Below are 19,092 nucleotides of genomic sequence, written 5' to 3' on the forward strand. Positions count from 1 at the left end.
CAAAATTAATACAATTTTATTATAAATTTTATAGAAATATGATTAGAAGGGTAATTTATGGTTGAAAGATATGCTAGAGAACAAATGAGTTCTAAATGGACACAAGAGGCAAGATATGCAGCTTGGTTAGAAGTAGAAAAAGCAGCTGTAAAAGCTTGGAATAAATTAGGTCTTATACCAGATAGCGACTGCGAGAAAATAGTAAAAAATGCAAAATTTTCTGTTGAGAGGATTGAAGAGATTGAAGCAATCACTAAACATGATTTAATAGCATTTAATACAAGTGTAAGTGAGAGTTTAGGAGAAGAGTCAAGATGGTTTCATTATGGAATGACATCTTCAGATGCTGTTGATACAGGTGTTGCTTTACAAATGAGAGACTCTTTAGAAATTATTATTGATGATGTAAAAATGCTTATGGAATCTATTAAAAAAAGAGCCGAAGAGCATAAATATACTTTAATGGTAGGAAGAAGCCATGGAATTCATGGAGAGCCAATTACATTTGGATTAACTCTTGCAGTTTGGTATGATGAAGTTAAAAGACATCTAAAAAATCTTGAAGATACTATGGAAGTAATTGCTGTTGGACAAATAAGTGGAGCTATGGGAAATTTTGCTCATGCACCTTTAGAACTTGAAGAGTATGCTATGGCAGAACTTGGATTAAAACCAGAGCCTTGTTCTAATCAAGTTATACATAGAGATAGATATGCAAGACTTGCTACTACTTTAGCACTATTAGCTTCAAGTGTAGAAAAATTTGCTGTTCAAGTAAGACATCTTCAAAGAACAGAAGTTTATGAAGCAGAAGAGTATTTTGCAGCTGGACAAAAAGGAAGTTCAGCAATGCCACATAAAAGAAATCCAATATTAACTGAAAATATAACAGGACTTGCAAGAATGATAAGAGCTTATTGTATTCCAGCATTGGAAAATGTTGCACTTTGGCATGAAAGAGATATTTCTCACTCTTCAACAGAGAGATTTTGGTTACCAGATGCATTTATTACAACAGATTTTATGCTTCATAGAATGAACAGCGTTATTGCAAATCTTACAGTAATGCCTGAAAATATGATGAAAAATCTAAATCTTACAGGTGGATTGGTGTTTTCTCAAAGAGTTTTACTTGAGCTTCCAAAAGCAGGAGTAAGTAGAGAAGATGCTTATAAAATAGTTCAAAGAAATGCTATGAAAGTTTGGGAAGGTATCCAAAAAGGAAAAGCAACAACAGATGAAAATGGTGATTCACTATATTTACAATATTTATTAGCTGATGAAGATTTAAGAAATAGTTTAAGTGAAGAAAAAATTAGAGAGTGCTTTAATTTTGACTATTACACAAAAAATGTTGATGCAATTTATAACAGAGTATTCAAATAAATTAGGGGATTACTTATGGCAATTATGATTTTAAAAAGAAATGGTAGAAAAGAGATATTAGATATTACTAAAATACAAAAAATGACTATTGAAGCTACAAAAGATTTAGATGGAGTTTCTCAAAGTGAATTAGAACTTGATTCCCAAATTAAATTTATTGATGGTATGAAAAGTAGTGATATTCAAGATGCTTTAATTAAAACTGCTGTTGAAAAAATAGATATTGATGTTCCAAATTGGACTTTTGTTGCAGCTAGACTTTTTTTATATGATTTGTATCATAGAGTTGGAATAGCAACTCACGGAATAAAAGGTGAAGCTTATAGAGAATTATCTGATTATATAGATTATGGAATAAAAGCTGGAAGAATAGTTCCATCTTTATCAAATGGATATGATGTAGATGATTTAAATAAATATATAAAACCAGAAAGAGATTATCTTTTTAATTATTTAGGTATAAAAACTTTATATGATAGATATCTACTAAAAAACTCTAAAGGTGAACCAATAGAGTTGCCACAACAGATGTTTATGGCAATAGCTATGTTTTTAGCACAAGATGAGAAGGATAAACAAAATAAAGCAAAAGAGTTTTATGATGTAATCTCTAAGTTTGAAGTAATGCTTGCAACTCCAACACTTTCAAATGCAAGAACAAATAGACATCAATTGTCTTCTTGCTATATTGGGTCAAGCCCTGATAATATTGAAGGTATTTTTGATGGATATAAAGAGATGTCACTTCTATCTAAATATGGTGGTGGTATTGGTTGGGATTGGAATAAAATAAGATCTTTAGGTGGTTCTATTGATGGACATAAAAGTGCAGCTGGTGGTACTGTTCCATTTTTAAAAATTACAAACGATATTGCTATTGCTGTTGATCAATTAGGGACAAGAAAAGGAGCAATTGCTGTATATCTTGAACCTTGGCATATGGATATAACAGATTTTATTGATTTAAAGAAAAATAGTGGTGAAGAAAGAAGAAGAGCACACGATTTATTCCCTGCACTTTGGATAAGTGATTTGTTTATGCAAAGAGTTTTAGATGATTCTTATTGGACTTTGTTTGATCCAGCTGAAGTAAAAGATTTAAGTGAATGCTTTGGAAAAGAGTTTGAAGATAAATATATTGCTTATGAAAATAATGATTCTATTACAAAGAATAGAATAAAAGCAAAAGATTTATGGAAAAAGATTTTAACTTCTTATTTTGAAAGTGGTAGTCCATTTTTATGTTTTAAAGACACAGCAAATAGAGCTAATCCAAATCCACATACAGGGCATATTAGAAGTTCAAATCTTTGTACAGAAATATTCCAAAACACAAATCCAAATCATTATAAAATAAAATTAGAGTTTGAAGATGGAACAATAAAAACTTTTGAAGAAGAGGATTTAATTATTGTAGATGGTGGAATTACTAAAAAAGCAAATAAAGTAACAGCTTTAGATAGTATAAATGGTAAAAAAATCTTTATAGTTGAAAAAGAGAAGATAGATGGAGATACAGCAGTTTGTAATCTAGCTTCTATAAACCTTTCAAGAATTAATACATTTGAAGATATAAAAAGAGTAACACCAATTGCTATAAATATGCTTGATAATGTTATTGATTTAAACTTTTATCCACTTAGAAAAGTAAAAGCTACAAATTTAAAAACAAGAAGTATTGGTCTTGGAGTTATGGGTGAAGCAGAGATGATAGCAAATTATAAGCTATCTTGGGGAAGTAGTGAACACTTTAAAAAAATAGATGAAGTTATGGAAGCAATATCATACAATGCTATTCTTTCAAGTTCTAATTTAGCACAAGAAAAAGGTTCTTACCCAACTTTTGCTGGTTCAAATTGGTCTAAAGGTATAATGCCTCATGATAATACTCCACAAGCTGTAAATGCACTTGTAGAAAAAGATCTATTTGATAGCTCTTGTGATTGGAATTATTTAAGAGAAAAAGTTAAAAAAGATGGTATGAGAAATGGTTACCTTATGGCTATTGCTCCAACATCATCAATATCTATTTTAGTTGGAACAACACAAGCTATTGAACCAGTTTATAAAAGAAAGTGGTTTGAAGAGAATTTAAGTGGATTAATTCCAGTTGTTGTACCAAGATTAAGTCCAGAAACTTGGGAATATTATACACCAGCATTTGAAATTGACCAGTTACAATTAATTAAAGCTGCATCAATAAGACAAAAATGGATAGACCAAGGACAAAGTACAAATATCTTTATGAGCTTAGATAAAGCAAGTGGAAGATATCTTCATGAAATTTATACTTTAGCATGGAAACTTGGTCTTAAATCAACATATTATTTAAGAAGCCAAAGTCCAGAAGCTAAAAATGATATAGAAGATAGAAGCATGGAGTGTGCTGGTTGTCAATAAGAAGAAAGTAAATATTTTAGGAGAGAAAATTGCAAAGAAAAACTATATATAACCCAGAATCAAAAGAGAGTTTAAATGAAAGAAGAGTTTTTGGTGGAGACTCTGATGGAATGATAAATTTCACTAGATTAAAATATGAGTGGGCATTAAGACTTTGGGATATGATGGAAGCTAATACATGGTTTCCAAGAGAAGTGCAAATGACACAAGATGCAAAAGATTATATGTATCTAACTGAAGCTGAAAAAAGAATGTATGACTTAGTTTTAAGTCAGCTTATTTTTATGGATTCTTTACAAACAAATAATCTAATGGATAATATTAATCCATATATTACTGCTCCTGAAATAAATGCTTGTCTTTCAAGACAATCTTACGAAGAGGCAAATCATAGTAAATCATATGCTGTTATGGTTGAATCAATTTCTGATAATACAGATTTAATCTATGATATGTGGAAAAAAGATGCAAAATTAAAAGAAAAAAATACTTATATAGCAGGTGTTTATGAAGATTTAGCAAATGGAGAGCTAACTGATGAGAAACTTCTTTTAGCTATGTTTGCTAATCAAATACTAGAAGGATTATATTTCTATGCTGGATTTGCTGCTATATATGCTCTTGGTAAATCAGGAAAGATGCTAGGAAGTTCTCAGATGATTAGATTTATTCAAAGAGATGAAGTTACACACCTTTTATTATTCCAAAATATGATAAATAGTGTAAGAAAAGAAAGACCAGATCTTTTTACAGCAGAATTAGAAGAAAAAGTAAGAAAAATGTTTAGAAAAGCTGTTGATTTAGAATCATCTTGGGGTGCTTATATTACTCAAGGACAAATTTTAGGATTTACAGATGGAATAATTAGACAATATATTGAATATTTAGCGGATAGAAGATTAGAAGCTGTTGGATATAAAGCTGAATATGGATCAAAACATCCAATTCCTTGGGTTGACGGATATGCTAGTTTTAATGATCAAAGAACAAATTTCTTTGAAGGAAATGTTGTAAACTACTCAAAAGGTAGTATAGATTTTGATGATTTCTAGTAGATAATGTCAAATATTTCAAAAATACTTTTAATAATAGCATTTGCTTTTTCATTAAATGTTATTGCAATAATAAGCTTTGATTATAAAGAGTATTTTGATGACTCCATAGAAAAAATAGAGATAAAAGAGAGTACAAGTTTGGTTCAAATCATTTTTGATAAAAACTTCTATAATTTCTCAAATTACACAATAGAAAAAGCCAATAACTTACTCTTAATAAGTGGTAACTTTAGTAGTTATAATACTTTAAATGCTTTACAAGAGGCTTTAAATATAAACCTAAGCAAAGATATTAAAATAGATGAAAATAGTAGATTAAATCAAAATATTATAAATGATATTTATGAAGTAATTAATTTTCTTAAAAATAATATGGAAAATGGTTCTAAAATAGTTGTTAAAAATGACTTTGCAATTTTTGAAGGAACACTTGTAAATAATAGATATTCAAATCTTGTGAAGTTGATTGAGAATAAACTAGATAGCAACTATTTTTTAGTAGATATTGATACTTTAGAATTTAATTAGTATAATATAATAACTTTTTTAGATTACAAATAGTTTATATTATTATTGGGGGAAATAGTGTTAGAGTTTTTTGAATTTATGGCTTCAAAGCCTATTTTAGTGTTATTAATAGGGATTATAGTTGGATTTATAATTGGTAAAAGTCAGAAGAAAAGATTTAAATCTGTATCTGGTTCAAAAAATAAAGATATCTTTGAAGAGAAAAAAGTAAGAATAAATCCAATATTTAATAAAAATGCCTCTTTGGATTTTAAACCATCACTTCTTAGCTCATCATCAAGAAAAGATAAATTTACAAAGATAAAAGGTATTGATGAGGAACTTGAAGCTAGATTATATGATTTAGGTGTTTATCAATATGATCAAATTGCTTTTTGGACAAGCAAAAACTGTGAATGGGTTGAAAATTTTTTAGGAATTACAGGATACATTAAAGAGAATCAATGGCTTGAACAAGCAAAGATTCTTAAAACAGGAAGAGAGACAAATTATAGTCAAAAGCTTATAGATGAAGAGAACAAAGAGCCAGAAGATGTAAGTGAAAATAAGGAAGATAGTAAGATATAATTCTATATCTTTACTAAATATCTCCCACTAGTTTTACCTTCTAGCATACTTTTTAATACATCTTTTATCTTTTCTAAATTTATCTCTTTAGTGATATAGTCTATATTATCAATTTTATATTTTGTTGCTAAATTATTCCAAGCTTTTTGTTTTTTCTCTAAATTACATTCTACACTATCTATTCCAATAAGTTTTATACCTCTTAGAATAAATGGAAAAATATTTGTATTTAATTCATTTGAATATGTAAGACCAAAGCAAGTGGCTATACCATTATATTTTAATTGTTTTAATGCACAAGATAAAATATCTCCACCAACACTATCTATAACAGTTGAATATCTCTCTTTTAAAAGAGCTTTATTTTTATCTTTTAGAAAATCTTCATTTAATATAACTTCATTTACTCCAAGACCTTTTAAATAATCAATTTTATTTGAATTTGAAGATAAAGCAACAATATTAAAGCCAAGTTTATTTAATATCGATATTGCTAAAGAACTTACCCCACCACTTGCACCACTTACTAATACTTCACCATCATTTGGAGATAATCCATTATTTAGTAATTCATCAATTGCTAATGCAGCAGTTAAACCAGCTGTTCCATAACTCATAATCTCTTTATCACTTAAATTTTCAGGAGTTCTTACTAACCATTCTGATGGTACTTTTACATACTCGCAGTGACCACCATTTGTATTCATTCCAAAATCATAACCAGTGACTGTAACTCTATCTTTAATTTTAAAATCTTTAGACTTTGATTGAAATATAGTACCAGATACATCAATTCCAGTAATATGTGGAAAAACTTTTGTAACTCCGCTATTTCCAATAGAACTAAGAGCATCTTTATAGTTTAATGAAGAGTAAGTTGCTTTTATTATAACTTCATTTTCTTCACAAATTGGAGCATCAATCTCTTTTATTCCAGATATAAAATTTCCTTTTGAATCTTTTTCTACAACAAAAGCTTTCATATATGCTCCTTAGTTTTTTATTAAATCTTTTAAACTATCTTTAGGATTCTTCCCATCTAAAATTAGTTTAACTTCCTTTGCAATTGGAGTATATATTTTATACTTATTAGATAGCTTTTCAATAGCAGTCGCAGTTTGAACACCTTCTGCTACCTCTTTTAACTCTTCTAAAATTAGTTTTAAGCTTTTACCTTGAGCTAAACCAAGACCAACACGATAATTTCTACTCATAGTTGAATTTGCAGTTAAGAAAAGATCACCTGCTCCACTAAGTCCTAAAAAAGTAGCTTTTTTTGCTTTAAAATGTTTTCCAAATCTTTGCATTTCAACCAAACCACGAGCTATTAATGAAGCTTGAGCATTTTTGCCAAGATTTAAACCTTCACAAATTCCACTTGCTATTGCTAAAACATTTTTATATGCTCCCGCAATTTCAGCTCCAATTACATCTTTACTATAATATGTTTTTATAAAATCTGGAAAAAACTTACTAAATTCATCATAAATATCTTTTGATTTTGAGTTTAAAACCAATGCACAAGGGAGAGCTTTTATAACTTCAGCTGCAAAAGATGGACCAGATATGAATCCAATATTCTTATCTGGTATAAAATTTGCATAGATATCATTTAAAAACTCTCCACTACTTGCTTCAATGCCTTTACTTGCAACTAATACTTTTTGATTATTAAATTTGAAGTTTTCTTTTAGCCATGCTCTTATTTCTTGAGCAGGAATTGCAATCACTAGATATTCACAAGATAATGCATATTCTAGATCAACAAAATTCTTAATATCTTTTTTTGTTCTAGAACTTATAAAACACTCTTGCTTAAAACTAAGTGCAAAATGAAGAGCTTGTCCCCATTTTCCTGCACCTATTACAGCAATTTGTCCTTTTCTCAAGATAATCTCTCTTTTAGTAATTCGCTTACTTTATTTGGATTTGCACTACCTTTACTTGCTTTCATTGTTTGACCAACAAAAAATGCAAACATTTTCTCTTTTCCAGCTTTATATTCTGCTACTTTATCTTCATTTGTAGCTAAAATATCATCAATAATTTTTAATAAAGCTCCATCATCACTAACTTGTTTTAATCCAAGTTTATCAATAGTGCTATCAACATCTGAGCTATTATTTAATATTAAATAATCTAAAACTTCTTTAGCTGCTTTTCCTGATATTGTACTATCTTCTATTCTTTTTACAATTGTTGCTAAAGTTTTTGCATCAATTGGTGATTGCTCAATAGTAACTCCCTCTTTTAATCTTCCTTGTAATTCAACTGTTAGCCAAGTTGTAGCATTTTTTGAACTTATTCCTTCGCTCATCATCTCATCAAAATAGTTTGCCATCTCTAATGAAGCTGTAATAACTGAAGCATCATAATCTTTAAGAGCATACTCTTTTACAAATCTCTCTTTTTTCTCATCTGGAAGTTCTGGAATTTTTGAGTATTTCTCAATCATTTCATCACTAATAATTAAAGGAAGTAAATCAGGATCTGGAAAATATCTATAATCAGCTGCATCTTCTTTTCCTCTCATAGATCTTGTTTCTCCACTACTTGTATCAAAAAGTCTTGTTTCTTGAACAATTGTATCTTCATAAACACCATCTTCCCAAGCTTCAATTTGTCTATTTACTTCATAAGCAATAGCTTTTTCAATAAATCTAAATGAGTTCATATTTTTGATTTCACATCTTGTATAAAACTTTGTATCACCTTTTGGTCTAATTGATACATTCACGTCACATCTAAAACTACCTTCTTGCATATTTGCATCACTAATTCCAATATATCTTACAATTGAGTGAAGTTTTTTAAGATATAAAATAGCCTCTTCAGCACTTCTCATATCAGGTTCACTAACAATTTCAAGAAGTGGAGTACCTGCTCTATTTAAATCAACTAAAGAGTAGTTATTTGAGTGAATGTTTTTTCCAGCATCATTTTCTAAGTGAGCCCTTGTTACTCCAATTGTTTTGCTAGAACCATCTGCAAAATCAATAGTTAATTCACCAAGACCAACAACAGGAACACTTAATTGAGATATTTGATAACCAGTTGGTAAATCTGGATAAAAATAATTTTTTCTATCAAAAATTGAGTGTTTGTTGATTTTAGATTTTAAAGCAGTTCCTAGCATAATTGCTTTTGAAACAGCTTCTTTGTTTAAAACTGGTAAACCACCTGGAAGAGCTAAACATGTTGGACAAGTATTACTATTTGCTTCTTCTCCAAAACTAGTTGCACAAGAGCAAAATAGTTTGCTATTTGTATTTAATTGAACGTGAACTTCTAAACCTATTACTGTTTCAAACATTTTTGACATATTTTTATCCTTATCTTATTACTTTTATATCTGCTTTTAATTTTTGTTTTTCAAATTGATTTTCCAAAAAAACTTTTTCTCTTTGTTCCATTATTTCACCAAATATTTTACTTTTTACTGCTTCAAAGTTTAAAGCAACATTCCCCTCTTTTTTATTTATATATAGAGTTACAAATTGATTGTTTGCAACAAAAATTGGAGTAAAAGAGTTTACATCTGTTGTTGTAAGAACATATTGTAATTGAGCGTGAATATCTTTGCTAGGAATTCTTGTACTATTACTTTGAATACCATTTATTACTTTCATTGGATTTGAAATTTTTTCAATCAAAAGTTCTTTATTTGTTGAAGTGTATTGTGTAACATTAAAATACTCTGCTGTTTGATAATTTTGAATATTTTTTTCATAATATAATTTTAAATCTTCATCTGTTGCAATTGCAAGTTGCCCACGAACTAATTTTTTAATTAATTTTTGTCTAATAACACTATCTTTAACATCTTCTTCAAATTTTGAATAATCTTGATATTTCTGTTTAATTATAGATTTAAAACTATAAATATCCATTCCATTTGAATCTGCAAGATTTTTAATATAATCTTCTATCTCAAATATATCAACACTTATACTATTTTCTTTTACTAATTGTTCAAATAGTAATTTGTCTATTAAATAAGACACAGAACTATTTTCATCTACACCTCTTTTTTTCATATCTTCTTTTATATCATATAGAGTAATTGGATCTTCATTTACAATTACTGCAATACCATTTACAGTATTTGCATTTAGAGTATAGAAAAGTAAAAAAATAATTGGTAAAATTTTGTTCATCTATCTTTTCCTTTTAAAATAAAGGTTTATTTTAACAAAAATTACTTAAGAGTTAAGCAATCTGTTCTATAATCACTCCATTGTCTTTTAAAAATTTTGATACAACATTAGAGTTTGTATGTTCATAAGATTTATCATAAACTATTCTTTTGATACCACTTGCAATTAAATTTTTTGAACAATCACTACAAGGTTCCAAAGTTACATATATTGTTGCATCTTCTATTGCTATTCCTTTTCTTGCTGCCCAAATTATTGCATTCATTTCAGCATGAATTTCATATGTTTTTGACCATTCGTGATGATCTTTTGTATATTCATTGTTCCAAAAGTCACAACAGTTTTGAAATCCAGATGGTGTTCCATTGTATCCTGTTGATAAAATTCTTCCATCTTTTACTATAACTGCTCCAACTTGCTTTGATACACATTTTGAAGATTTTGCTATCTCTTTTGCAATATTTATAAAAGTTTTGTCATCTATCATATATTTTCCTAAAATTAAAAAATTTCGTTATTTTAGCTATTTTTCTTAAAAAAAGCTTATTTTTGACAATAAAACATAATAAATTAGAAATATTTTGCTATTATTTACGAAATTTTTTAAATTAAAGGTACGAAATGGATTTTAAAGATATAAAAGAGCTTATTAGAGTTTTTGACAAAAGTGAGTTAAATAAGCTTAGAATTAAAGAAGCAGAATTTGAGATTTCTATGCAAAGAGGTTTTGAAAGTGGAGTTACAACAGTAGCAACTTCTCCAATGGCTCAAGTTTCAGCACCTGTTACTCAAATTGCTCAAGCAAGTGTAGCAACTCCAGTGCTTAATGTTAATGAAGAAAAATCAAATAATCAAGTAAGTGGAACTACAATTAATTCTCCAATGGTTGGAACATATTACTCATCTCCATCTCCAGATGCACCGTCATTTTGTGGTATAGGAGATACTATTAGAAAAGGGCAAGTTCTTTGTATTTTAGAAGCTATGAAAATTATGAATGAAGTTGAAGCAGAATATGATTGTAAAATTGTAGATATTTTAGTTCAAAATGGTTCTCCTGTTGAATATGATATGCCAATTTTTGTTGTTGAAAAAATATAAGAGATAAATATGGCAGAAATTAAAAAGATTTTAATTGCAAATAGAGGAGAAATTGTTCAAAGAGCAATTAGAACAATTAGGGAAATGGGAAAAAAATCTGTTGCAATATATAGTGCTGGAGATAAAAATGCTTCTTATTTAAAACATGCTGATGAAGCTGTTTGTATTGGTGGAGCAAAATCAAGTGAATCATATTTGAATATTCCTGCAATTATAACTGCAGCTGAAATGACAGGTTGTGATGCAATTTTCCCTGGATATGGTTTTTTATCTGAAAATCAAGATTTTGTTGAAATTTGTAAACTTCATAATATTAAATTTATTGGACCATCTTCTGAGGTTATGGAAAAAATGGCTGATAAATCAAAAGCAAAAGAAGAGATGATAAAAGCTGGAGTTCCAGTTGTTCCTGGAAGTAAAGGTGCTGTAAGAACTCTTGATGAGGGTAAAAAAGTAGCAAGAGAGATAGGTTATCCAATCATGGCAAAAGCGAGTGCTGGTGGTGGTGGAAGAGGAATGAGACTTATTAAAGAAGAAAGAGACTTTGATCATCAATACTTAGCAGCTTCTAGTGAAGCTTTAGCGGCTTTTGGAGATGGAACAATGTATCTTGAAAGATTTATCAATAATCCAAGACATATTGAAGTACAAGTTCTTGGAGATTCTCATGGAAATGCAATTCATATTGGTGAAAGAGATTGTTCTTTACAAAGAAGACACCAAAAAGTAATTGAAGAATCACCTGCTATTTTATTAAATGATGAGACAAGAACAAAACTTCTTGAAACAGCTGTACAAGCTACTAAATATCTTAAATATGAAGGTGCTGGAACATTTGAATTCTTAGCAGATGATCAACAAAATGTTTATTTTATGGAGATGAATACAAGACTTCAAGTTGAGCATCCAGTTTCAGAAATGGTATCAGGACTTGATATTGTTGAATGGATGATTAAGGTAGCTGAAGGTGAAGAGTTACCTGCTCAAGATAGTATAAAATTTAGAGGTCATGCAATTGAGTGTAGAATTACAGCTGAAGATCCAAATACTTTCTTACCTTGTCCAGGGAAAATCACACAATGGATGGTTCCTGGTGGAAGAAATGTAAGAGTTGATTCACATATTTATACAAATTATATCGTACCACCACACTATGATTCAATGATTGGGAAACTAATTGTTTGGGGAAGAGATAGAAATAAAGCAATTAATATTATGAAAAGAGCTCTAAATGAGTTTGAAGTTGAGGGAATTAAAACAAATATTCCATTTCACAAAAAAATGATGCAAAATCAAGATTTCATTGATAATAACTACGATACTAAATACCTTGAAAACTATAAAGGTCTTGATAGTATTTAAATATTTGCTATAAGAGATTTACTCTCTTAAAGCAAAACTTAATTAAAACTTAGATAGAATCCGCCAATTTATACACATTTATATGCCTATCTTTTTTATGATTTAGTAATTTTAAACTAATAAATTCATATTTTATATATTTGATTATCCAATACAGGAAGGTTTTTTAATATAAGAGTGTATATTTTATATATATACTTAAGGATAAGAAAAGTGACTTTTAACGATTTTAATTTTAAAGAAAATTTAAAAAAAGCAATTAGTGAAGTTGGTTTTACAGAACCAAGTCCAATTCAAGTTGAAGCAATTCCACATATTTTAGAAGGTAAAGATATTGTTGGTCAAGCTCACACAGGTACAGGAAAAACAGCAGCATTTGGATTACCAATTTTAAATAAATTAGGAAATAAGGCAGTTGAAGCTTTAGTTATTGTTCCTACAAGAGAACTTGCTATGCAAGTTTCAGATGAACTTTATAAATTTGGTAAATATTTAGGAATAAATACAGCAACAGTTTATGGTGGACAATCATATTCAAGACAATTAAAACTTATAGAAAGTGCTAATATTATTGTTGCAACTCCAGGAAGATTTTTAGATCTTCTAAGAAGTGAAAAAATTGATGTAAAACCAAGTTTTATTATACTAGATGAAGCAGATGAAATGCTAGATATGGGGTTTTTGGATGATATTAAAGAGATTTTTACATATATGCCAGAAACTAGACAAACACTACTTTTTTCTGCGACAATGCCAACAGCTATTAAAAATCTTGCAAAAACAATTTTAAAAGAGCCAGAATTTGTAACTATCACAAAATCAGATGTAACAAATAAAAATATTACACAAACTTTTTATGTGGTTGATGAAAGAGAAAGAGATGATGCGTTAATCAGACTTTTTGATTATAAAAATCCGAAAAAATCTATTATATTTTGTAGAACAAAAAAAGATGTTGATAGATTATCTACATTTTTAATATCTCAAGGTTTTATGGCAAAAGCTTTACATGGGGATATGGAACAAAAACAAAGAGAGGAAGCTATAAAAGCATTTAAAACATCAAGACTTGAAGTTTTAATAGCAACAGATGTAGCTGCACGAGGACTTGATGTAAATGATGTAACTCACGTATTTAATTATCATCTTCCTTTTGATGGTGAATCTTATGTTCATAGAATTGGAAGAACAGGACGAGCTGGAAAAGATGGAATGGCAATATCAATTGTAACTCCACATGAGTTTAAAACTCTTCAACGAATTGAACAAACAATAGGTTCAAAACTTGAATCAAAAGTTGTTCCAAATATAAGTACAGTAAAAGAGAAGAAAATAGATGAACTTAAACAAAGTATTGTTGAACAAGAAGTAAAAGATCATGCAATAGCAATAGTTGAAAGTTTAAGTGAAGAGTTTGATATTTCTACAATAGCATTTAAACTTGCATCAATATTATCTTCAAAAACTTATGTAAAAGGTAATAATAATATTGGGAAAAGTGAATCAGATCTTAAAAGAATTGCAGAGATATTAAGTAAATCAATAAATGATTCAAAAGGTGGTTTCAGAAACAGAAGAGGTGGAAGAAACGATGGTAGAAGAAGTAATACTAGAAGTAGCTCAGGAAGAAGAGATAGCAGAGGTTCTGATAGAAGAACAAGTGATTCAAGACCTGAAAGAGAGAGCTCTTCAAGACCTAGAACTCAAAGACCAAGAAAGAGAGATTAAACTCTCTTTCTTACTTTCAAATTCAAATAAATAGATTTCAATAAAGCTAATATATAAATAAGATAATTTGGATTATAATTCCAATCATTATTACATAAGGAACATAAAAATGGATATGAAAACAATAAAAACCATTGAAACCGCCACCGAAAAATCTCTCTCTAGTTTTGCTAAACTCTCTTTCTCTTTGCTATTTTTATTAGCAGTTTTTCTTTGGACATATTCTTCTCATGGTAAAGTACCTGACAATACTTTTCTGATTATTGGAGCAATTTTTGGAGCTTATATGGCTTTAAATATTGGTGCTAATGATGTTGCAAATAATGTTGGACCTGCTGTTGGTGCTAAAGCACTTACTCTTACAGGAGCTATTATTATTGCTGCAATTTTTGAGAGTGCAGGTGCTATTATAGCTGGTGGAGATGTTGTTAATACAATTAAAAGTGGTATTATAGATATTAATCTTATTGAAAACAAAGATTCATTTATCTGGGCTATGACAGCTGGACTTCTTGCTGGTGCAGTTTGGTTAAACTTTGCTACTTCAATTGGAGCACCTGTTTCAACAACTCATGCTATTGTTGGAGGAGTTATTGGAGCTGGAATCGCAAGTGTTGGAATTGCTATTTTAAATTGGGGGAGTTTAGCAGAAATTGCTTCTTCTTGGGTTATATCACCACTTTTAGGTGGGATTGTTGCTGCTAGTTTTTTATATTTCATAAAAAAACAGATTGTATATAAAGAAAATATGCTTGAAAGTGCACATAAAATTGTTCCAATTTTAATTGCTATTATGACTTGGGCATTTACAACTTATTTATTACTAAAAGGATTAAGACAGCTAATACATGTAAGCTTTTTTACTGCATCTTTAATTAGTATTCCTTTTGCAATTGCATCTTTCTTTTTAATTAAAAAACATATAGAGAGTAAACTAAGTTCTTTAACAAATGATAGAGTAAGTGTTAATACACTATTCACACCTGCTTTAATTTTTGCAGCTGCTTTATTATCATTTGCTCATGGTGCAAATGATGTTTCAAATGCTATTGGACCACTTGCAGCTATTAATGATGCAATTTTACATGAAGGTACGAGTGTAAAAGCACATGTGCCACTTTGGATTATGTTTGTTGGTGCAATTGGAATTGTTATTGGACTTGTTTTGTATGGACCAAGATTAATCAAAACTGTTGGTAGTGAGATAACTGAACTTGATCAAATGAGAGCTTTTTCTATTGCAATGGCTACTGCTGTAACTGTTATTCTTGCAAGTCAATTGGGACTTCCTGTTTCTTCAACTCATATAGCTATTGGGGGTGTATTTGGAGTTGGTTTTTTAAGAGAAGCACTTGATATGACTGAAAAGAATTTTGTTCAAGATATTAGAGAAAAATTTAAAAAACATAAAAAAGAGCTAGAAAAAGCTCAAGAAGATCTTTTTAAACTTGAAGCAGTAAAAGAGAAAAATAAATCAACTTATATAAAAATTGTTGATTTGTTTAAAAGAATTGATGAAATTGAAGCTAAAGTTAAACAAGAGAAAAAAGACTTTAAACAAGCAAAAGGTGCAAAATATGTAAAAAGAGATGCAGTTAAAAAGATAATTGCTGCTTGGCTTATTACAGTTCCTGCATCAGCTTTATTAGCAGCTGGAATATATTATATGATAAAAGGTATTGTAGCCGTATAAGCTATTAATAAAAGGATAAATAATAGAAGCTATATTAAGTGTTTTACCAATATACTTTTTTATCCTTTTAGGATTTTTAGCTAAACGAAAATTTAAATTAGAACTAGATGAGAAATCACTGGTTCTTATCTCACTTTATATATTACAACCAATTATGATTTTCTGGGGATTAACAAAAGAACCAATAAATTATGATTTTTTAGTTTCTCCACTATTTTTTCTTTTTTGTATGATGCTTACACTTTTTTTAATGCTTCTATATTCGAAATTTGTATTCAATGTAAAATCAGATGAAAATATATTTTTAGCAACAGCTTTGGTAGGAAATACAGGTAATTTAGGTATTCCACTTGGAATTGCTCTATTTGGAGAACAAAGTGTTCCTTATACAAGTATTATGAATATTGCAAATATATTTTTTATGTATACAGTAAGTATATATTTTTTTGCTAGAGAAAAATATAGTTTTAAAGATTCATTAAAGTCAATATTTAAAATACCTGTTATTTGGTTTGCCTTTTTTGCTCTTTTATACAACTATTTTGGTTTTAAAATACCAGATAATCTTGAGTTTACTTTACAAATGGGTGCATATAGTTCATTAACACTACAATTAATCATTTTTGGAGCATATTTATATAGTGTAAGACTTAAAACTATTGATTGGAATTTATCACTTCAAATAAGTTTTGTAAAGCATATATTACTTCCAATTATTGGAATAATACTTATCGTATTCTTTACAAATTTTAACTCTTTTATATCATCAATTATTGTTATGCAACTTTTGATGCCTTTAGCTGTAAATAATGTTAATTTCTCTGTTCTTTACTCTACAAAACCTAGTTTAGTTGCAGCAACAATATTGGTTTCAAGTTTTGTATTTATTGTTTTATTGCATTTTTATATTGAAATTCTAAATTATCTTTTTAAAATAGTATGAAAAAAGTAGTTTTTGATAATTTAGAAATATATTTTGAAGGTGAAATATATAATTTATCTCATTTTGGGTACGAAGATGAACATCAACTTATAAAAGATTTTTTCATAAAATATGGTGAAGCATTTGTAAAAAAACTTGATGGAATATTTGCTTTTACTATTTATGATAGTTATAAAAAAGAGTATTTTCTTGCTAGAGATAGGTTTGGAAATATTCCACTATTTTATGCTATTTATGAAGATAAACTCTATTTCTCAACATCAATTAAAGAGTTGAATAATGAGTTTAAAAGCTCTTTAATATTTAATAAAATTGCTCTTAGTAAATATATGCAATATTTATCAACATTTGGAGAAGATAGTTTTTATAAAGATATATTTAAATTAGAAGAAGCAAGTTACCTTGTTTTTAGTGATTCCAAACTTAATATAAGAAAATATCATAAAATAAATACATATAAAGCTATAAATGATGAGAAACAAGCTTTAGCTACTCTTGAAGAGCTTTTATATGATTCTATTGGAAAAAGGCTAAATAAACTATCAGGAACTCTTTTAAGTGGCGGTATTGATAGCTCTTTAATATCTTCTATTTATACTAAAATATCAGGGAAGAAAATTGACACTTTTAGTGTTGGTTATGAAGATTATAAAAACTATTGTGAATTAAGATTTGCAAAAAAACTCTCAAATCATATTAATTCAAATCATTATGAAGTAATTATTGATAAAAAAACATATATTGATAACTTTTATTCTACTTTAAACTCATTTGATGAACCACATGCAGATAGTGCATCAATTCCTTTGAACATATTGTTAAAGAGTTTTAAAGAACTTGGTATTACTAAACTTTTATCAGGAGAAGGTGCTGATGAACTCTTTCTTGGATATAACTCTTATTCAAAATATTTAGAATATTATAAATTTAAAGATTCTTTATCTTCTGAGCAAAGTTTATTTCTAAATGAAATTATAAGTGCTTTACAAAATAATACAAAGGAGAGTGAATATTTAAGAAGAGTAGTAAAAGATCAAAATATTTATAACTCTTTTGGAGAAGTTTTTAATGATATCCAAAAAAGACGATTATTTGTAAATGTCCCTACTTTTAAATTAGAAAAAGCAAAAAAAGATCCTATTGATTGGATGAGCTATATAGATATTAAACTTTGGGTTGCTAATCCAGTTTTGACAAAAGTTTATAATATTTCAAAACTTAATAATCTTGAGATACATACACCTTTTTTAGATAATTCAATATTAGATTTTGCATTTTCTATTGATAATAGTATAAAAAAAGGTGATACAAATAAGTATCTTTTAAAAAAAATAGCAGAAAAATATATTCCAAAAGATTTAATATTACGTACAAAAAAAGGTTTTAATTCCCCTTTTAATGAGTGGATACATGAAGAGTTTGGAAAATTGATTATAGAAACTATTTTAAATGTAAATAAAGAGACAAAATTCTTTAATGAAGAGTATTTAAAACATATATATGGATTATCTTTAGATGGAAAGTTTAAGCAACATTTATATTCATTATTTGTTTTTTCTTTGTGGTACAAAAAAGAATATTTGAATTGATTTTTTAAAATGTTTCACGGGAAACATTTTAAAATCTTTTTATTTATCCCAGAAATCTTTTAGTTTTTGAGGAGATTTCTCTTCTTCAAAGCTCTCTTCAATAGTTTTTATTTCAATACAACTATCTTTTGCATCAGTATTACTATGTGAAGATGGTTTTGATAAATCAGAGTTAAGACTTAAGCTTTTTATTGCTTCCATAGCTTTTAGATAATCTTCTTCAGATATTTTATCATCAGAAATTGAGCTTAATATTGCAGATTTTGTATCTTCTATCATTTCATTTAAATTGATATCTGTTTCTATAGTTTTTGTAATATCTTTTTCTTCTTTAAAAGAGTTTGTTTCTATGATTTCTTTATTTTCTGATTTAGACTTTAAGCTAATATAATCTTTCATGATTTTTTCATATTCAATAAAATCAATAAGAATCATTGCAGGTTTTCCATCTCTTAATATGATAGCTTTTTCTATCTCTTTTGATTGAATTTTATCAAAGATTAATTTATTCTTTCTTACGAGATCTGTCGCAGAAAACATCTCATTTGAAGTGTATTGGATTAGTGACATTGTGTATTCCTTT

17 protein-coding genes are annotated in these 19,092 nt (G+C 28.3%); 11 read left to right on the forward strand and 6 right to left on the reverse strand.

Annotation, left to right across the window (positions count from 1 at the left end; all coding sequences use genetic code 11):
- The first annotated feature begins 57 nt into the window (after positions 1 to 57).
- From purB to ATH_RS00145, 5 genes are read left to right on the forward strand one after another with little or no spacing between them, the layout of a single operon-like run.
- Positions 58 to 1,386, forward strand: coding sequence for an adenylosuccinate lyase (purB, locus tag ATH_RS00125; RefSeq protein ID WP_066182094.1), 1,329 nt, complete (start codon positions 58 to 60; stop codon positions 1,384 to 1,386).
- A gap of 15 nt (positions 1,387 to 1,401) precedes the next feature.
- A complete protein-coding gene (locus ATH_RS00130; RefSeq protein WP_066179256.1) occupies positions 1,402 to 3,786 on the forward strand; it encodes a ribonucleoside-diphosphate reductase subunit alpha in 2,385 nt (794 codons plus the stop codon).
- A gap of 29 nt (positions 3,787 to 3,815) precedes the next feature.
- On the forward strand, positions 3,816 to 4,838 hold the full coding sequence (locus tag ATH_RS00135) for a ribonucleotide-diphosphate reductase subunit beta (protein ID WP_066179254.1): 1,023 nt from the start codon (positions 3,816 to 3,818) through the stop codon (positions 4,836 to 4,838).
- A 6-nt stretch (positions 4,839 to 4,844) separates the two neighbouring features.
- Positions 4,845 to 5,369 carry a hypothetical protein gene (locus tag ATH_RS00140; RefSeq protein ID WP_066182097.1) on the forward strand — a complete coding sequence of 175 codons (525 nt, stop codon included), beginning with the start codon at positions 4,845 to 4,847 and terminating at the stop codon, positions 5,367 to 5,369.
- Positions 5,370 to 5,426: 57 nt separating this feature from the next.
- Positions 5,427 to 5,936 (forward strand): hypothetical protein, encoded by a 510-nt coding sequence (locus ATH_RS00145; protein WP_167542993.1) that lies wholly within the window; start codon positions 5,427 to 5,429, stop codon positions 5,934 to 5,936.
- A 2-nt stretch (positions 5,937 to 5,938) separates the two neighbouring features.
- On the opposite strand, the gene ATH_RS00150 is transcribed toward ATH_RS00145, so the two are convergent.
- From ATH_RS00150 to ATH_RS00170, 5 genes are read right to left on the reverse strand one after another with little or no spacing between them, the layout of a single operon-like run.
- Complete coding sequence (locus ATH_RS00150) at positions 5,939 to 6,919, reverse strand: YhdH/YhfP family quinone oxidoreductase (protein ID WP_066182098.1); 981 nt, start codon at positions 6,917 to 6,919, stop codon at positions 5,939 to 5,941.
- Positions 6,920 to 6,928: 9 nt separating this feature from the next.
- Complete coding sequence (locus ATH_RS00155; RefSeq protein WP_066182101.1) at positions 6,929 to 7,825, reverse strand: NAD(P)H-dependent glycerol-3-phosphate dehydrogenase; 897 nt, start codon at positions 7,823 to 7,825, stop codon at positions 6,929 to 6,931.
- Positions 7,822 to 9,249: an Asp-tRNA(Asn)/Glu-tRNA(Gln) amidotransferase subunit GatB gene (gatB, locus tag ATH_RS00160; RefSeq protein ID WP_066183227.1), complete on the reverse strand. Its 1,428-nt coding sequence runs from the start codon at positions 9,247 to 9,249 to the stop codon at positions 7,822 to 7,824. Before gatB ends, ATH_RS00155 begins: the two co-directional genes overlap by 4 nt.
- Positions 9,250 to 9,268: 19 nt before the next feature.
- A complete protein-coding gene (locus ATH_RS00165) occupies positions 9,269 to 10,093 on the reverse strand; it encodes a peptidylprolyl isomerase (RefSeq protein ID WP_066182104.1) in 825 nt (274 codons plus the stop codon).
- A gap of 52 nt (positions 10,094 to 10,145) precedes the next feature.
- On the reverse strand, positions 10,146 to 10,580 hold the full coding sequence (locus ATH_RS00170) for a deoxycytidylate deaminase (protein WP_066182108.1): 435 nt from the start codon (positions 10,578 to 10,580) through the stop codon (positions 10,146 to 10,148).
- A gap of 134 nt (positions 10,581 to 10,714) precedes the next feature.
- On the opposite strand from ATH_RS00170, the gene accB reads away from it, so the two are divergent.
- From accB to ATH_RS00200, 6 genes are all read left to right on the forward strand, one after another.
- Positions 10,715 to 11,194, forward strand: a complete 480-nt coding sequence (gene accB / locus ATH_RS00175; protein ID WP_066182110.1) for an acetyl-CoA carboxylase biotin carboxyl carrier protein — start codon at positions 10,715 to 10,717, stop codon at positions 11,192 to 11,194.
- A gap of 9 nt (positions 11,195 to 11,203) precedes the next feature.
- Positions 11,204 to 12,556 carry an acetyl-CoA carboxylase biotin carboxylase subunit gene (locus ATH_RS00180; RefSeq protein ID WP_066182114.1) on the forward strand — a complete coding sequence of 451 codons (1,353 nt, stop codon included), beginning with the start codon at positions 11,204 to 11,206 and terminating at the stop codon, positions 12,554 to 12,556.
- Positions 12,557 to 12,769: 213 nt separating this feature from the next.
- Positions 12,770 to 14,284 (forward strand): DEAD/DEAH box helicase, encoded by a 1,515-nt coding sequence (locus ATH_RS00185; RefSeq protein ID WP_066182117.1) that lies wholly within the window; start codon positions 12,770 to 12,772, stop codon positions 14,282 to 14,284.
- A 109-nt stretch (positions 14,285 to 14,393) separates the two neighbouring features.
- Positions 14,394 to 15,977 (forward strand): inorganic phosphate transporter, encoded by a 1,584-nt coding sequence (locus ATH_RS00190; protein WP_066182120.1) that lies wholly within the window; start codon positions 14,394 to 14,396, stop codon positions 15,975 to 15,977.
- A gap of 31 nt (positions 15,978 to 16,008) precedes the next feature.
- Positions 16,009 to 16,920 carry an AEC family transporter gene (locus tag ATH_RS00195; RefSeq protein ID WP_228140953.1) on the forward strand — a complete coding sequence of 304 codons (912 nt, stop codon included), beginning with the start codon at positions 16,009 to 16,011 and terminating at the stop codon, positions 16,918 to 16,920.
- Complete coding sequence (locus ATH_RS00200) at positions 16,917 to 18,509, forward strand: asparagine synthetase B family protein (RefSeq protein WP_066182126.1); 1,593 nt, start codon at positions 16,917 to 16,919, stop codon at positions 18,507 to 18,509. The genes ATH_RS00195 and ATH_RS00200 overlap by 4 nt, the downstream gene beginning before the upstream one ends.
- A gap of 39 nt (positions 18,510 to 18,548) precedes the next feature.
- Here the strand turns inward: ATH_RS00200 and ATH_RS00205 are convergent, their stop codons facing one another.
- The gene (locus ATH_RS00205; protein WP_066185316.1) at positions 18,549 to 19,079 is read right to left on the reverse strand and encodes a hypothetical protein; all 531 of its coding nucleotides are present in this window, start codon (positions 19,077 to 19,079) and stop codon (positions 18,549 to 18,551) included.
- Positions 19,080 to 19,092 lie beyond the last annotated feature (13 nt).

The sequence above is a fragment of the Aliarcobacter thereius LMG 24486 genome, from assembly GCF_004214815.1.
GTDB classification, from domain to species: Bacteria; Campylobacterota; Campylobacteria; order Campylobacterales; family Arcobacteraceae; genus Aliarcobacter; species Aliarcobacter thereius.